Below are 17,251 nucleotides of genomic sequence, written 5' to 3'. Positions count from 1 at the left end.
GAGTTCCATTAAGGGTTTCAGAAGCAAGAAATTGACGAATTTTTCGTATAGCGCCAATGTATTCCTAATAATATTATGCATCAAAACCCATCAAAACAGAATTCCCGGCAACGCAGAAACCATCAAAACATAACAAATTGCATCAAACCTTAGGCTGAGAAGTGGTAAGGTGACAAAGTAGCAAAGCGGCAAAGTAGCAAAGCGGCAAAGCAGCAAAGCAACAAAGCAGCAAAGCGGCAAAGAGCAAGAGTGCAAAAGTGCAAGAGTGCAAGAGTACAGGAGTGAAAAAGTACGATACACCCATCAATTAAACCTACAAGCTTATCATTCGAGGAATTCGTGGAATTAGTGGACAAAGGGGCAAAGGGACAAAACAAGAAAGTGCAAGAGTGCAGGAGTACATGAGTGCAGGAGTGAAAAAGTACGATACACCCATCAATTAAACCTACAAGCTCATCATTAGTGGAATTAGTGGACAAAGCAACAAAGTGCAGGAGTGCAAGAGTACAGTAGTGATGAAGTGCAACAATCAGCAAACCCCCAAGGTTTTAAAAACCTTGGGGGTTTAATTCAATTTTCACCCGGCATCAAATCACGAACGATTAAAACTCCGTTCGGGCAAAAGGGGCGGCATCCTGGCCACAAAAGTCGCCCTTGAGATATTTAAAGTAAGCCGACACGGCAATCATGGCCGCGTTGTCGGTGGTGTAAGCAAACTTGGGGATGAACACCTCCCACTTCTCACGCGAGGCAGCCGACTGAATGGCGTTGCGCAGTCCCGAGTTGGCCGACACGCCCCCTGCCAGGGCAATGGTGCGCACGCCCGTTTGTCGAGAAGCCAACACAAGCTTCTCCATCAGAATGTCGATGATGCTCTTTTGAAGGGAGGCGCACAAATCGGCTTTATTATCTTCAATAAAATTGGGGTTCTCCTTGAGGTGATCGCGAAGAAAGTAGAGGAACGACGTCTTGAGGCCGCTGAAGCTGTAATCGAAGCCATCGATGCGAGGTTTGCTAAACTTAAAAGCGTCGGCATTGCCGACAGCCGCCAGCTTATCGATGAGAGGGCCGCCGGGATAGGGCAACCCCATCACCTTGGCACATTTGTCGAAAGCCTCTCCGGCAGCATCGTCGATGGTCTGCCCGATGACCTCCATGTGGTCGTGGCTGTGCACCATCACAATCTGGCTGTTGCCCCCCGACACCAACAGGCAGATGAACGGAAAAGCAGGGACACGGAAATGGTCAGCATCTTCCTTGATAAAATGCGCCATCACGTGCGCCTGCAAGTGATTGACATCAATGAGAGGGAGATTGCGCGCCAGGGCGAATGCTTTGGCAAAAGAGGTTCCCACCAGCAGTGAGCCCATGAGGCCCGGGCCGCGCGTGAAAGCCACCGCACGAATGTCGTCGATGGTGATGCCGGCATCGTGAATGGCCTTGTGGACCACCGGCACGATGTTTTGCTGATGGGCGCGCGAGGCCAGTTCGGGCACCACCCCGCCATAGGCTTCGTGCACCTTTTGGTTAGCCACCACATTTGAGAGGATGACGTCGTTGCAGAAAACAGCGGCCGAAGTATCGTCGCACGATGATTCAATGGCCAGGATATATGTGTTCATGATGAAATTTTTGCGCTCTCTACCCTCTAGGGGTGACTGATGGTTGTTTTTAGAAAATGAAAATCTAATGTCGTTTAGTGAAGCCCCAATGGGGCGCCAGCATTAGCGCAGGGCAAAGCCCTGCTTATTTGTAGCAAAAGAGCTCAAGCCCTGAAGAGGTGAAAGCTTACGCCCCTTCAGGGCTCTATGATTGTGGTTGCATTCATCGTTGGACGATGCCCAACGCTACTGCTTATCGCCCTTTCAGGGCTTCATTGAACGACATTGAATCAACAATGCCGATTCGTCAGATGAAGCCGGGAATTTATTTTTTGATGATCCACAAGCCATGAGACCCAAGGAAAAAACATTATTTTTGTGACACATGAATGGGGGCAAAATTATAAAAAAAATCATCAAAATAGGAGGTTCCGTCGTCTTGGGCATGCTGTTGTTTCTACTGCTGCTGATGACAATTTCGTTGTTCCCTCCGGTGCAGACGCGGCTGGCACAATGGGTGGCCAATGGCTTGAGCCATCATTACCAAACCACCATCACAGTCGAGAAGGTCTGGTTTGCCCCCCTCAGTCGCTTGGTTATCGAAGGGGTGACGGTGATGGATCAGCACAACGACACCCTGGCATCGGTGCAACAGATCAGCGCCATCATTGATTTACCGGCATTGCGACATCGGATCATCCACATCAAAAAACTGGTGATCAGTGCCCCCAATGCACGCATTGCCCGTCAGGATGAGGGTTACAATTTTTCCTTTCTCATCGACAGCACCCGGCAGGACACATCCCGATTCGACTGGGACATCCGCTCGAATCATATTCAGGTAAAAAAAGGACGCTGCACCATTCAGCTCAACGATTCAACACGCCTCCCCAACCGTTTCGATGCGTCACACCTTGACGTGAGCGACATCCACTTTGTGACCAACCAGCTGCGCATCAACAGCGACACGCTGCTGGTGCGATTGCAGCAACTGAGCCTGCGCGAACAGAGCGGATTCACCATCCAAAAAGGACGCATCAACCTTTACAAGGGAAAAGAGAGCCTGGTAGTCACCCGCCTGCGACTCGAGACAGGCGCCTCCATCGTGCGGTTGGATAGCTGCCACATCGCCCTGCCCAACGACAGCACCGGCAACAACACCTGGCCACAAACCCGACTCTACGCCAATCTGTTACCATCGCTCATTGCGCCCTCCGATGTGGCCTATTTTGTACCGTTGGATGCCAACACCCTCTCACCTCTGACGCTCACCGGTCAATTCTCGGGCAGCATCGAAAACTTTAAGGGCAAACACGTGGAGGTGAGTTATGGCACCCATACCTTGCTGAAGTCGAGCTTCGACATCATGGGGTTGCCCAACATCAACGAAACCTTTGTGTTCCTCGACATTCACCAACTGCAAACCCATCCCGAAGACATCAACGCACTGCTGGCATCGTTTCCCAACGCAAAAATGCAACGACTCCCCCCCTGGGCACAAAACCTGGGCAGCATCCAATACAAGGGGAACTTCACGGGCTTTGTGAATGACCTGGTGGCCTACGGGACTTTTAAAACCGACCTTGGCTATATCCGCACCGACCTTGGCTTGAAGTACACCGACCGCTTACTGTTCTCGGGAAGCCTGCGCACCATTGGCTTTAACATTGGCAAGATGCTCGACATGCATCAGCAGATGGGCCGAATCACCATGAAGATGTCGGTCAATGGCAGCCACACAAACAAAAACAACTTTTTTGCCTATCTGCAAGGGGGCATCGACTCGGTGAACGTGCGGGGATACACCTATCAGAACATTCGTCTGAACGGATTGCTGGCCAATCAGAAATTCGACGGTCAGGTGGACATGACCGACCCCAACGGGCAACTGAATTTCTCGGGCAACATGGACTTTAGCGGGGAACGCTCAACCTTCAACTTTTTTGCACGGGTGATGAACATGCGCCCCGACCGGCTCAACCTCACCCCTGCCCTGCCCGACTCACGTGTGTCGTTCGACCTGATATCCAACTTTGAGGCGGCCACCCCTGATGACATGACAGGCTTCATCCGCCTGAACAACGGTGTGTTTCACCGTCCCGACAAGGTGTTGCGCATCGACTCGCTGGTGGTCGCGGCCAACCGACGCGACGACAAAAAACTGTTGACAGTGCAAAGCGATATCATTGACGCAACCATCGACGGGAAGTATAACTTTATATACTTCAGTGACGCGCTGCAACGCATCGCCGCGCATTACCTGCCGGCATTGCCAGATGAAAAAAACACGCCTGCGATCCCTGTCAACCATTTTGACTACACCATCCACGCCAAGAAACTGGGAACCCTGCTCAACTTTTTTGACCCGGAGATCAGCCTCTCGGACAGTTGCCACATCACGGGCAGCATTCACTCGGGCAATCACCTCTTTAAGATGCAGGCTGTGGCACCGCATGTGGCTTATCATGGCACCGAACTGAGTGGTTTGCAATTGGATGTGAACAGCAACGGGCACCTGATGGCCACCCTGCAAAGCGAGAATCTGCGCCTGTTCAACATGATGAACCTGCGCGGCTTCGCGACCAGCCAAACGGCATCGCAAAATCGCCTCACCAGCAGCATCACGTGGGACAACCAAAAGACAATGAATCACAATGCGGGCACCATTGACGGCACCACCACATTCACCCGCAACGAGCAGGGATTGGTGAGCCGGATTGCCCTGAATGCCTCACGCGCGGTGGTGAACGACTCGACATGGCACCTCCGCCCGGCCGTCATCACCTTTGCGCCCGACGAGTTTGCCATTGAGGATTTCAGCATCAGCAATGCCTACCGTCAGTTTGCCATCGCGGGCAATGTGCGCACCGATGGTCACGACGCCCTTTCGGGCTACATCCGCAACATTGAACTGGCCGACATCACCAACAACCTCGACATCGACGCCCTCAAGCTCTCGGGGATCCTCAACGGAGAATTCAAGGCCACCGGGCTACACACCACCCCATCAATCATTGGCGACATCACCATCGACGGGCTGCACTACCACCAGGCACGACTGGGTGACCTGTCAGTGAGCAGCAGCTGGGGCAACAACGAGAAAGCCCTCATCATTGACACGCGCCTGATTGACCAGGGACAGGAACGACTCAACGGCGGCGGCTACTACTCGGTGGACAAACACACCATTGCCTACCAGGCCGATGTGGAACAACTCAACGTCTCGTTCGTAGATTACTGGATCAGTACCGTGATGCAGAACTTCCAGGGCAAAGCATCGGGCATCATTGGCCTCAACGGGCCCTTGAGTGCCCCGGCATTCACGGCCCGGGTGAATGTGGACGACTCCCATTTTGATGTGGACTATCTCAAAACCGGATACACGCTGCAGGACTCGGTATTTTTAGACCCCACACGCATTGCCTTCATCAACATGACCATGCGCGACAAGTACCAACACAAAGGCATGTTTAAAGGAGAAATTAAGCACGACAACTTCTCCAACCTGCGATTCGACCTTGACATCATGGCCAACAACATGCTGGTGCTCGACACCCGCCCCAAAGACAACCCCACCTACTACGGCACCATCTACACCACGGGCAACATGAACATCAGCGGGAACACCGATCTGGTGACGCTCTACGTTAAGGCGCAAACCATGCCCAACACGCAGTTCAACATCCCCATGAACGACAACACAGAGGTGTCGCAAACCAACTACATCCAATTTGCCGCACCGCAAAAGGAGTTGGTGACCACCACGTCCCAACCGGTGGCAGCCAATGAAGCATCGGGCTTTGAGATGGAAATGAACCTGAAGGTGACGCCCGACGCCAAAACGCAAATCATCTTCGACGCCCGCTCGGGCGACATCCTTAAAGCAGCCGGCAAGGGAGACCTGCAGATGAAAATCGATACCAAGGGGAAATTTTCGATGTATGGCGATTATGTGATAGAAGACGGGGATTATCTCTTCTCACTTCAGAACCTCATCAACAAAAAGTTCAGCATCAGCAAGGGGAGCCGCATTCAGTGGGACGGCGAACCTTACAATGCCATGATTCGATTGGAAGCGGCCTACAAGCTTCGCGCCAGCCTTTACGACCTGGTGGGCGGTTCGATGATGGACGAAGCCTCGGCCTCGGAACTTAAGAAACGTGTGCCGGTGACCTGTAGCATGAATTTGAGCGACCGACTGAACAAACCCAACATCAAGCTGGGCATTTACACCCCATCGCTGGAAGCCTCGAGCCAGAACATCATTCGCGAATACATACAGACCGAAGAGGAGATGAACCGACAGGTGCTCTCCCTGCTGGTGATGAACCGCTTTTACTCGGCCAACATGCAAAAGTCCGAGAACCAAAACCAGGGCGGGGGCGTGAACAGCGCAGCTCTGGTGACCACCTCGGAGATGCTCTCGAACCAGCTCAACCACTGGCTGTCGCAAATCACCTCGGATGTGGATATGGGCATCAGCTATCGCCCGGGCGACGAAATATCGAGCCGCGAAGTGGAGGTGGCGCTGAGCACGCAACTGTTTAACGACCGTCTGACGGTCAACGGCAACGTGGGCTACAGCGAATATCCCACCGACACCAAAACCAACAATCTGATCGGCGACTTCGACATGAACCTGAAGCTCAACCGCAGCGGTTCGGTGAGTGCCCATGCTTACACGCGCACCAACAATGACATCCTATACACCAACCTGGCACCGACCAAACAAGGGGTGGGACTCACCTTCCGTCAGGAGTTCGACAACTGGCTTGAACTGATGAAGAAATACTGGGCCATTGTGACGGGCGAGAACCGAAAACGCAAAACCGTGACCGAGAGCGAAGATGAGACACAGAAGAGATAACTCAGTGTAACCAATTAAGAACTGACACTGAGTTGCAGTGAGTGAAGATGAGAACCGGTGAGATATAACCTCAGTGGAACTCAGCGTCTCCTCATCTTCCTCAGTGTAACCTCCTAAGAACTGACACTGAGTTGCAGTGAGTCAAGATGAGAACCGGTGAGAAGAAGAAAATCTCTCCACCTCTCCACTTTTCCACCCCTAAACTCCTCCACTCCTCCACTCCTCCACCCCTAAACTCCTCCACTCCTAAACTTTTAAACTCCTCCACTTCCCCCCTCCTCATCTCACACGCACAACTGATGCGCCACTGGTTTATGGAATAGCGAAGCCGAACCGGCAGCATGCCGGGTGGCCACCTCGAGGGTGGTGAAAATGCGGTAGTCGATGGCATGTAGGTCAAGTTGTTTTTGGAACAACAGCGCGACAGAAGTCTGTATGGGCTGAGCGGTGAGATTGGCCCATCGGATGTATCGAAAATGCCGTGCCATGACACGATTGACAAACCGGGACAACACCGGGATATGAGACAAATGAATGTTATTTGTATCAGCCTCCCGATAATCGGTCATCAGATACAAGGAGGAACCGGGCTTACGTTCAAGGCAAAGGTCAGTAAAAGCCCTGATAAGATCGTCGATCGTCACCTAACCTTGAAAGCGCAGATGCACCAACTGAGGATTTCCGGGAAGTGTAGCAAGCAGCATTGTTTGGTTTTTAGGTGGCGCAAAATAGACAATCACCACTACCTCACCAACAACCAAATGGGAGGAATTGACGAACGTCCACTATATATTGACTAACGACACCTCGCGACTCACCCCCGCCCCAACGAGCGACGCTCCAATGCAAATACCAATGCCAAAAAGGACAAAAACAACAAAGTATTCACCCCGTATTTCAGAAGCACACCAGAGGTCGGCATCCACACGCTCACGCCGTAAACCAACAGGGCTGCACCGGTATATATGGCAATGCGGCGCAGATGGTAAGGGATGGGAAAATATTTCTGTCCCAGAAAATAGGAAGCCATCATCATGGCTGCATAGCACGCGAGCGTGGCCCATGCCGAGCCGATGTAGCCAAACAAAGGGATCCACCAGTAATTGAGCCCAATGGTGAGGATGGCGCCCCCCAAGCCCAGGTATGCCCCCCATTGCGTTTGTCCCGACAACTTGTACCACACCGACTGATTGTAATAAATGCCAAGGCATATATTGGCACACATGAGAATGGGCACCACCCCCAGTCCTTCCCAATAAGCGGGATCGATAAAATACTTCACCACATCGAGATAAAGCAACACCCCCGTAAAGATGGTGGTGCACACAATCACAAAATAAGTCATCACGCGGGCATAGACCTCCAGCGAACCTTTCTCCTTTTGATGGGCAAAAAAGAAAGGCTCGGCCGCATAGCGAAATGCCTGAATAAAAAGGGTGATGATGATGCTGACCTTGTAACAGGCGCCATAAATACCAATTTGGCTCATGGTGGCCTCAGCCCCAATGCGATGGTAAAGCATCCATTTGAGCATGATGCGATCGATGGTTTCGTTCACGATGCCGGCCAGACCAAACACCAGCAAAGGCAAGGCATAGCGAAGCATGCGGCGCAACAGGGGCACATCCACAACGCCGCGTGCCTTGAGCATATCGGGCAGCAACAACACAAACTTGACGGCACTGCCGGCCAGGTTGGCGATGAATACATAACCAACCCCCATGGCGGGATTGTAGCAAAGGTCAATGAGCCAGTTGGTCTGTCCCTTTTGGTGCAACGCCATGCAATATCCCACGAAAAAGAGGTTGAGCAATATGGTGATCAGGATGGCAGCCAAATTGACCACGGCAAACTTCACGGCGCGGTTGTCGGCACGCAATCGTGCCATGGGGATGGCCGTGAGGGCATCGAGCCCCAGAATAAACGCAAACCAAATGATATATTCAGGATTAGACGGATACTTGAGGAAATTGGCCACGGGCTGAGCAAAACCCCAGGCCAGCGCCACAAAGAGGGTTGACGTGACCGAGAGCGCCAGCATCACAGTAGAATACACGCGTTGGCGGTCGGCCTGCTCGTTGGTCGAGAAACGGAAATAAGCCGTTTCCATGCCATAAAGGAGCAGCACCACCAAAAACGACACATAGCTGTACATTTCGGTAATGACACCATACTGACTGGTGACAAACATGGCCGTGTGCAGGGGCACCAACAAGTAAAAAAGAAAACGACCCAAAATGCTGCTCAGGCCGTAGATGGCGGTCTGTCCCGCCAGTTTTTTGATGTGGTTCAAGGGTGTGCGTTTTTTGTTGGCGTCAAAAGTAACACGCGATAAAGGAATGAAAAAGTAAATGAAGGGATATTTCAGCACCACGCGTCATACAAACCCTCAAGGTTAAAAAAACCGGATCTATTCGGATTGTGTGGGTAATCATAAGAATCAATTCACACAAACCATTTTTTCGTGCCCTCAAGCCGGGCGGGCTCTTACTTTTTGGCTACAGCCCCAAAAAGTAAGCAAAAAAGGCCGCCGCTGACGTAAAATGGCTAAAAATCATAGGCCTTCACTAAAATCTGCGAACTCGCAAGCTCAAACAGCGCATATTTTTTAACGCTCAGGCCTATGATTTTTTTTAACGCCATTTTCCGAAGGCGGCTTAGTTACCTTGTTTGATTTCGTGCTCTCATATTTTGTTTATCCATAGGATACAACATAGAGCCAAAAACCTTGAGGGTTTAACACAAAAAAAGCCGCATTGCTGCGGCTTTGTGGGTTATATGTTGCATCAGTTAGGCCAACTGATGGTTTCATCATCCTTCCAGAGGGGACCAATTTGAATAGAAGATACTTCGCCTTCGTCAACCCAGATATTGAGGTTTTCATCATCGAAGGTATAGAGTTCTTTACCCTCGTAACCTTCGCCAGCCAGGTCTTCGTGCTCAGGCTCGCTCAAGCCCAGTTTTTTGAAGATTTCGGGCAGATCGTTTTTAGCCACCCCCACGTGCAGGAGGTTTTTGATAGAGAACTCCTCATCTTCGAAGGAGATTTCCATCAAGCGATAATCCTCTTCTTCCTCAAACGAGAGTGAAATGCCCAATTCATCGTAGTAATAGATGTTGGCACATCCGCCGTCGTCAAAGCGCATCTCTTCGGTTTCATCGGGCTCGTCGAGCAGTTCACGAACCTGGGCTTCGGTCATCCCAAACTTGATTTGGCTAAAGCCTATGCCAATTTTGATATCAGTATCAGACATAATAGTGGTGTAAATGATTTGTTCAAAAATAGTGTTTTGATGTTTCATTTGCCACATTATTTAAAAAAAGTTGAGAAGTTTATGGAGTGGAGGAGTGGAAGAGTGGAAAAGTTTAGAAGTGTAAGAGTTTAGGAGTGGAAGAGTTTAGGAGTTTAGGAGGGGAGAGGGTTGGAAGTTTACGGGGGGGTGGGGAATGGGATGGGTGGGAAAAAAGAGTTAACAATCCTTTATTTTTGCACAAAAACTAAAAAGTGGCGTGTGAGGGGTGTGAAAAAAAGGCGAATTGAGTTTTCTTTGCATGAAAAGATGCTTGAATGTCTTGAGTAAAGAAAGTGCCAAAGTGCAAGAGTGCGAAAGTGCGAAAGCAAGAAAAGTATCTAAGCAGCAGAGCAATAGAGCAGCAGCGCAACAAAGTGCAAGAGTGCAGGAGAAAGAAAGTAAGAAAGAAAGAAAGAAAGAAAGAAAGAGCAAGAATCAATGTCGTTTAGTTAAGCCCCAATGGGGCGCCAGCATTAGCGTAGGGCAAAGCCCTGCCTGAATGACAAAAACGAGCTCAATCCGCTGAACGGGCTTAACTTAACGACATTGACATACAACTTAAAGTCCGCCATTGGAGAGTGAGGAGTTTCCCAAAGACCCCCTTCGTGGAATTAGGGGGCTTTCAAAGGCCTTAACGATAAACACATGAATACACAAACAATTCACATATCGCTACTGTTACATAAACCGACACTTAAATCGCATCATACCGGATGATACGCACGCTTGTATATCTACTGCCCGCCCTGGCGTTGCTGGGGATGCTGGCACCGCCAATGACCAGACGCCTGGGACATATCTATGGCGTCATTCTCTCGGCCATCCCGTTGCTGATGATGGTCTTGTTTTTATCGTTCAACACCACCCTGGGGGATACGCAAAGCGTGGTGTACGCCACGCCCTGGCAGCTGGTTCCCGGGGCTCCGCTCTCGTTTCGCATCGACGGACTGAGCCTCATCTTTGGGGTGATGGTGAGCGGCATTGGCTTTTTGGTGCTCAACTACGCCGCCGGATACATGAAGGGGCATGCCCACATCGGGCGCTTTTTGATGCTTATGACACTGTTTATGGTGTCCATGCTCGGCCTGGTACTGAGTGAAAACCTCATCACCCTGTTCTTTTTCTGGGAACTCACCAGTGTCATCTCCTTTCTGCTCATCGGATTCGACAACCATCTGGAAAAAGCACGCAAGGCAGCCCTTCAGGCCTTGCTCATCACAGCCGCCGGGGGGCTGTCGCTGCTGTTTGCCTTTTTGCTGATGGGCAACATCGCGGGCACCTACACCATCAGCGAGCTGTTGGACAAAGGACCGTTGATCACCCATCATCACCATTACCCACTCATCTTCATCTTACTGGCCATTGCCGTGTTCACCAAGTCGGCACAGTTCCCCTTTCACTTCTGGCTACCCGGGGCGATGAATGCCCCCACGCCGGTGAGTGCCTACCTGCACTCGGCCACCATGGTGAATGCGGGGGTATTTTTGATGCTGCGCGTGATGCCTTTTGCCGGGGACACCATGCTTTGGAAAACGGTGTTTCCCATCGTGGGTAGCGTGACAATGTTTGTGGGCGCTTTCCTCTCGTTTGGGGAACGGGATCTCAAACGCATCCTGGCCTTCACCACCATCAGCGCACTGGGCACCATGGTGCTGATGGCCGGTCTGGGCACGAACGCCGCCACCAAGGCCACGCTGGTGTTCTTTGTGGTGCATGGTCTGTACAAGGGGGCGCTATTCATGATTACGGGCATCATCGACAAAAGCACCGGCACGCGCGACCTGATGCAACTGCGTCAACTGTGGAAGCCCCTACGCAGCGTGAGCGGCGCCACCTTCATCACTCTGTTTTCGATGGCCGGCCTGCCTCCCATGCTGGGCTTCATAGGCAAGGAACTCATCTATGGCGCCAAGCTGCAATCGGGCTTTTTCCCCGAGGTGATGCTGATGCTGGGCATCGGCACCAATGCGCTGATGGTGGCCATCTCCATCCTGATAGCCTACCGCTTGTTTTGGAGCCGAAAAGCCGAGGTTGCTCCTCCTCCATTCAAGGATAAATACCCGCGTTTGATGCTGTTGTGGATGGGGCCGGTGGTGCTGTCGGCCGTCAGTCTGTTGCTGGGGCTTACCCCCAACCGCATTGCCCGCTATCTCAACAATGCCATCTACCACATCCGCGCCATCGAATACGATGCCCACCTGACGCTGTGGCACGGCTTCAACGCAGAACTGCTATTGAGCATCGCCACGGTGACGCTTGGCGTGGTGATATTCATCTACCGTGAAACGGTGACGCGTTTCATCACGCGCATCAACGGTGTCATCAACCGTTATTACCTGCCCGACCTGTTCGACAAACTCATCAAGGGCTATGTGAAGGTGGCAGCGCGCCAGACCAACCGCATTCAACACGGGTATCATCGCTATTACCTGATGACCTTCTTTCTCATTGCCACGGGCGCCATGGCAGTGGTGCTATTCCCATTTGAATTTGAGACATGGATGACATCGGCATCGCCCGTCAAGACACACATTGTCATCCTGTTGGCGGTGATGTCACTGGGTATGATCTATGCGATGGTGAGTCCGTCACGCCTGTCGGCCATTCTGGCGTTGGGCATTGTGGGATATGGCATCGGATTGCTGTACCTCTTTTTCGGCGCTGTAGATTTGGCCATCACCCAATTTCTGGTCGAGACACTCATCATGGTGCTTTTTATTCTGGTGATTGACTACCTGCCAGCCTTTGCGTCGCTGTCGGTGCGCCGATCGAGACGACGCGATGCCATCATCGCCACTGTGGTGGGCGTGTTTGTGACCATCGTGGTGCTGGAGGCTCGTTTTGTAAACGTGGTGCCCCCCATCTCGCAGTTTTTTATCGACCACAGCCTGTTGAAAGCCTTTGGTCACAACATCGTGAACGTGATATTGGTAGACTTCCGGGCCATGGACACTCTGGGCGAAATCACGGTACTGGCACTGGCAGCCTCGGGTGTGGTGGCACTGGTGAACGTGGGTCAAAAATGCCAGTCGGGACAATCCCCCATGCGCATTCCCCCTGCAGACACCCAATCGCTACGCACCCTCATCATCGCCGGCGTGGTGACCTGGATACGCCGGGTATTGATAGTGGTGGCTGTGTGGCTGCTGCTACGAGGACACAATGCCCCGGGGGGGGGCTTCATCGGGGGCATCATTGCCGCCTCGGGATATGTATTTTATGCCATCATCTTTGGATCCGAACCCACACGTAAGAAGCTTCGCATCCCGCCATTCATCATCATCGGCATCGGATTGGGCTTGTCGATGCTGGCCGGTGTGCTACCGATGTTCATGGGTGAGGCCATGCTTACGGCACAGTGGTTGCACCTCACCCTCCCCATGGCCGGGGAGTTGCACTTGGGCACGCCCCTGCTGTTCGACACCGGCGTGATGCTGGTGGTGTTTGGCATGATAAACGCCATTGTATTAACCATCATGAACGTATTGAAATGGAACTAAGCATTGCCATCTTTATCGGCATACTGTATGCCTGTGGCGTCTTTTTGCTGCTCCGACGCAGCATTGTGAAGGTTATTTTGGGAGTGTTTGTGCTCTCCAATGCCACCAACCTGATTATCTTTTTGGCCGGGGGCGTTGAACGTGGCGGCATCGGTTTCGTGAACGAGAACGGCGAACCGGCAGCCGCCATGTCCGATCCCTTGCCGCAAGCCCTGGTGCTGACGGCCATCGTCATCGGACTGGGCATCGCAGCCTATATATTGGTGTTGAAATACCAATATTTTAAAGTCACCGGCACCCACGACCTGGATCAACTGAAAAATACCGAACAGAAATGATACTATCCGGATTTATCATACTGCCATTGCTTTACATCGTTGTATCGTTTTTTCCGCTTGGTCTCAGAGCCCGTCAATGGGGAGCGGTGGCCATGACGGTGATGAACCTGTTGCTGGCCGTGGGTCTCATCGCGCACATCGCCTCCACCGGGATGGTCAAGAGCGAGATGGGCTCATGGCAGGCACCCTACGGTATTGTGATGGTGGCCGACCGCCTGAGTGCTTTGCTGCTGCTCATCACCGCCCTTTTGGGAACGGCGCTGTCGGTTTATGCCATCCAGTCGATGGACACGGAACGCCAAGAAAAAGGATTCTACCAGTTTTTTGCGGGCATCCTGATGGGTGTGAACGGCAGTTTCATCGCGGGTGACCTGTTCAACCTATACGTATGGTTTGAGGTGATGCTTATGTCGTCATTCATCCTTATGAGCCACGGGGGCGGTAAGGTACAGCTTGGGGGCTCTATCAAATATTTGATTCTGAACCTTATTTCGTCGTTTTTCTTCGTGGCGGGCATTGGTCTGCTGTATGGCCAAACGGGGACGCTCAATCTGGCACACCTGTCGCGGATTATTGCCGAGGCGGCGGTGTTGCCCAGCTCGTTCAACGCGCCGCTGGTGCTCATTGCCATTGCCTTCGCCATCAAAGGGGCGTTGTTTCCCTTCTTCTTTTGGTTACCGGCATCGTACCACACTCCTCCCCCGGCGGTGACGGCCTTGTTCGCGGGGTTGCTCACCAAGGTGGGCATCTACTCACTCATCCGCTTTCACACGCTCATCCTCCGCTACGACGACGCAATATGGAACGATGTCATGTTGTGGATTGGGGGTCTGAGCATGGTCATAGGGGTGTTTACGGCCACCTCGCAATACGATTTTCGCAAAATCCTCTCGTTCCACATCATCTCACAGGTGGGTTACGTGGTGCTGGCACTGGGATTCTCGACACGAGCGGCCATGGCGGGAGCCATCTTTTTTTTGGGGCACAACATGATTGCCAAGACGGGGGTGTTTCTGGTGGCAGGCTGGGTGAAGAAACGCAAGGGGACGCTCGACCTTCGACGCCTGGGTGAACTCTTTAGCCGCAATAAATGGTGGAGCGTGATGTTTCTCATCCCGGCCTTCAGTCTGGCGGGCATTCCGCCGCTGAGCGGCTTCGTGGGCAAATATGCCATCATCAAATCGGGCATTGATGCCCACCATACCACGGCGGCACTCATCGCGCTGTTTGTGGGAGTGTTCACGCTCTTTTCGATGCTCAAGATATGGATTGAGGTGTTTTGGAAGCCGATGCCCACGGCCATCGAACCGGCCATAAAGGGCGGCGAAGGACTGATGCTCACGGGTGCTGCCTTATTGGCGCTTGCGACCATCGGCATGGGCGTGGCAGGCGCTCCCATACTCGACTATTGTACCGAAGCGGCCAATGACTTGTTCAATCCCAATGGGTATGTGGAGTTTGTGCTGGGAAGAGGAGGAGTTTAAAAGTTTAGGAGTGGAGGAGTTTAGAAGTGGAGGAGTTTAGAAGTGGAGGAGTTTAGAAGTGGAGGAGTTTAAAAGTGGAGGAGTTTGGGAGTGGAGGGGAAGATGAATAAAAGGAAATGAAAGCGATCAATCTTGATACGATGTCGTTAAGTAAGTGCGATTCATAAAAGAGTTTTTATGAACACAGAGTCAGAATAAACGCAAAGGCGCGAAGGCGCTGAGTTATTTTGTTACGCCATGCGTTTAAATAACAAAGCAGATAACTCAAAATTGTTATATAGTAGACACGGAGGCTCTTTGTCAAAATAAACGCTGAGGCGCGAAGGCGCTGAGTTATTTTGTTACGCCATGCGTTTAAATAACAAAGCAGATAACTCAGCATTTAATCATTGTCCTTTACTTAACGAACTAAGAACTAACGCTGATTTGCAGTGAGATAAGATGAGATCCTGTGAGGAGAAGAAGCCTTAGTGCCACTCGATAAAAGAGTTATATAGTAGACAAGAAGATGATTAGACTAAAGACAGATAGATTAGACTGAAGAGACGAAGAGAACGTGACGAAGAGAACGGATCTAAACATCTGTTTTCATCTCATCATCTGTCTCTTTGTCTGACATTTTTTTCGCTTAACTAAACGACATTGATTCTTGATACTTGATACAATGTCGTTTAGTTAACACCGGCATTAGGGCAGGGCAAAGCCCTGCATATTTGTAGCAAACGAGCTCAAGCCCCTTCAGGGTACAAAGATTGTGGTTGCATTCATCGTAGGGCGATGCCCAACGCTACTGCTTATTGCCCTTTCAGGGCTTAATTTAACGACATTGATACTTGATACTTGATACTTGATACTTAATACTTGATACTAAAAAAAAATGAAACCACTCTATTTTATCGTTTTTTGGTTTTACTACCTGTATGAGCTGCTCAAGTCGGGGGTGTCGCTGGCGTTTACCATTGTGGTGAGGAGCCGGCGGATATGGGACGGCGAAATCACGTACCACACCACGCTGACCAAACCGATTCAGGTGGTGCTGCTGTTTAACCTGGTGAGCATGACGCCGGGCACGCTGAGCATCGACATCGATGAGGACAACAACATGCTCATTCATGTGGTGGATCTGGCACAACTGTCGGATGCCATCGCTTCGATTAAGCGGATTGAGGGGTTTATTGCGAAGATGGTGTAGGAGAAGTGCAAAAGTGGAAGAGTGGAAGAGTGAAAAGTGTAAGAGTAAAAGAGTACAAGAGAGAGAAAGTGCTTAAGTACGGTTGGCCAGAAACCTTCGGGGTTTTGAAAACCCCGAAGGTTTGGGATAAGAATAAAAGATACAGGAATATGACAGGGGAAACGTTTTTACATGACAGTGCCATTGTAGGCATCATCATTTTGTCGGTGAGCATGGTGCTGCCGGCCATCCGGCTCTTTAAGGGACCGTCGCTGCCCGACCGGGTGGTGGCATTGGATCAAATCACATTCGGCTTCGTGGCCATTATGCTCACCGATGCTTTGCTGATGCGGCACGAGGTGTTGCTTGATGTGGTGCTGATTATCTCGTTCATCCTGGCGCTGGGCACCATGATTATCTCGGTGTTTTTACATAAGCATTTAAAGAGGAACCAGAGGGGGGGAGAGTAAGAGTGGAGGAGTTTTAGGAGTGGAAGAGTGGAAGAGTTTAGGAGTTTAGGAGTTTAAAAGAGGAAGAGTGGAGGGGGTTAGAAGTTTACGGGGGGAAGGGAATGATCATTGATAGGATGCGAATTATCAGTCATATCGGACAAACAGCCCGGGAAGCACTTCTAAATAAATTGCATATCAATCAATTGCCCCAAATACAATTAAAATTCAATAACCATGGGTTATCTTATCGGGATTATCATTATTTCAGCTTCGTTGCTGGTGTTTATCGCGGGGATTGGGATCCTGCGATTTGGCGACTTGTATGCGCGTATGCATGCGGTCACCAAGGTGTCATCGTTGGGCATGGTGCTGCTGTTGCTGGCCGTGAACCTTTATTTTCTCAATTGGGGCATCTTTATCAAGACTGTCATCATTTTTCTCACTGTGGTGTTTATGGCACCTGTGGCAGCGCACTTGCTGGCTAAGGTATGGCGCAACGGTAACGACAATGGCCAGGGGGATAAATGAACAGAGGTTGTCCCTGA

At 51.2% G+C, this 17,251-nt stretch carries 12 protein-coding genes; 8 read left to right on the top strand and 4 right to left on the bottom strand.

What is annotated here, in order from left to right; translation table 11 throughout:
• Positions 1-602 precede the first annotated feature (602 nt).
• Entirely contained in the window at positions 603-1,622 is a 1,020-nt protein-coding gene (tsaD, locus tag LX69_RS07750; RefSeq protein ID WP_111445256.1) for a tRNA (adenosine(37)-N6)-threonylcarbamoyltransferase complex transferase subunit TsaD, read from the bottom strand.
• Between the two features lie 364 nt (positions 1,623-1,986).
• On the opposite strand from tsaD, the gene LX69_RS07745 reads away from it, so the two are divergent.
• The gene (locus LX69_RS07745; RefSeq protein ID WP_111445255.1) at positions 1,987-6,468 is read left to right on the top strand and encodes a translocation/assembly module TamB domain-containing protein; all 4,482 of its coding nucleotides are present in this window, start codon (positions 1,987-1,989) and stop codon (positions 6,466-6,468) included.
• Positions 6,469-6,752: 284 nt separating this feature from the next.
• Here the strand turns inward: LX69_RS07745 and LX69_RS07735 are convergent, their stop codons facing one another.
• From LX69_RS07735 to LX69_RS07720, 3 genes are all read right to left on the bottom strand, one after another.
• Entirely contained in the window at positions 6,753-7,037 is a 285-nt protein-coding gene (locus tag LX69_RS07735; protein ID WP_146260674.1) for a hypothetical protein, read from the bottom strand.
• Between the two features lie 245 nt (positions 7,038-7,282).
• Positions 7,283-8,761, bottom strand: a complete 1,479-nt coding sequence (locus LX69_RS07725; RefSeq protein ID WP_170124289.1) for an oligosaccharide flippase family protein — start codon at positions 8,759-8,761, stop codon at positions 7,283-7,285.
• Positions 8,762-9,254: 493 nt separating this feature from the next.
• Positions 9,255-9,770, bottom strand: coding sequence for a DUF7738 domain-containing protein (locus tag LX69_RS07720; RefSeq protein ID WP_111445250.1), 516 nt, complete (start codon positions 9,768-9,770; stop codon positions 9,255-9,257).
• Positions 9,771-10,020: 250 nt separating this feature from the next.
• Between LX69_RS07720 and LX69_RS07715 the strand changes: the two genes are divergently transcribed.
• The 7 genes from LX69_RS07715 (at position 10,021) to mnhG (ending at position 17,234) form a co-directional block, all read left to right on the top strand.
• Positions 10,021-10,260, top strand: coding sequence for a hypothetical protein (locus LX69_RS07715; RefSeq protein WP_111445249.1), 240 nt, complete (start codon positions 10,021-10,023; stop codon positions 10,258-10,260).
• A 214-nt stretch (positions 10,261-10,474) separates the two neighbouring features.
• On the top strand, positions 10,475-13,261 hold the full coding sequence (gene mbhE, locus LX69_RS07710) for a hydrogen gas-evolving membrane-bound hydrogenase subunit E (protein ID WP_111445248.1): 2,787 nt from the start codon (positions 10,475-10,477) through the stop codon (positions 13,259-13,261).
• Positions 13,252-13,599: a sodium:proton antiporter gene (locus LX69_RS07705; RefSeq protein ID WP_111445247.1), complete on the top strand. Its 348-nt coding sequence runs from the start codon at positions 13,252-13,254 to the stop codon at positions 13,597-13,599. The genes mbhE and LX69_RS07705 overlap by 10 nt, the downstream gene beginning before the upstream one ends.
• Positions 13,596-15,083 carry a proton-conducting transporter transmembrane domain-containing protein gene (locus LX69_RS07700; RefSeq protein ID WP_111445246.1) on the top strand — a complete coding sequence of 496 codons (1,488 nt, stop codon included), beginning with the start codon at positions 13,596-13,598 and terminating at the stop codon, positions 15,081-15,083. Before LX69_RS07705 ends, LX69_RS07700 begins: the two co-directional genes overlap by 4 nt.
• Positions 15,084-15,960: 877 nt before the next feature.
• A complete protein-coding gene (locus LX69_RS07695; protein ID WP_111445245.1) occupies positions 15,961-16,275 on the top strand; it encodes a Na+/H+ antiporter subunit E in 315 nt (104 codons plus the stop codon).
• A gap of 149 nt (positions 16,276-16,424) precedes the next feature.
• The gene (locus LX69_RS07690; protein ID WP_111445244.1) at positions 16,425-16,724 is read left to right on the top strand and encodes a monovalent cation/H+ antiporter complex subunit F; all 300 of its coding nucleotides are present in this window, start codon (positions 16,425-16,427) and stop codon (positions 16,722-16,724) included.
• A 216-nt stretch (positions 16,725-16,940) separates the two neighbouring features.
• Positions 16,941-17,234 carry a monovalent cation/H(+) antiporter subunit G gene (gene mnhG, locus LX69_RS07685; protein ID WP_111445243.1) on the top strand — a complete coding sequence of 98 codons (294 nt, stop codon included), beginning with the start codon at positions 16,941-16,943 and terminating at the stop codon, positions 17,232-17,234.
• The last annotated feature ends 17 nt before the right edge of the window (positions 17,235-17,251 follow it).

Source organism: Breznakibacter xylanolyticus (assembly GCF_003254275.1).
Taxonomy (GTDB): domain Bacteria; phylum Bacteroidota; class Bacteroidia; order Bacteroidales; family Marinilabiliaceae; genus Breznakibacter; species Breznakibacter xylanolyticus.
The sequence above is the reverse complement of the archived record's forward strand: the minus strand, read 5'-3'. Positions and strand labels throughout refer to the sequence as shown.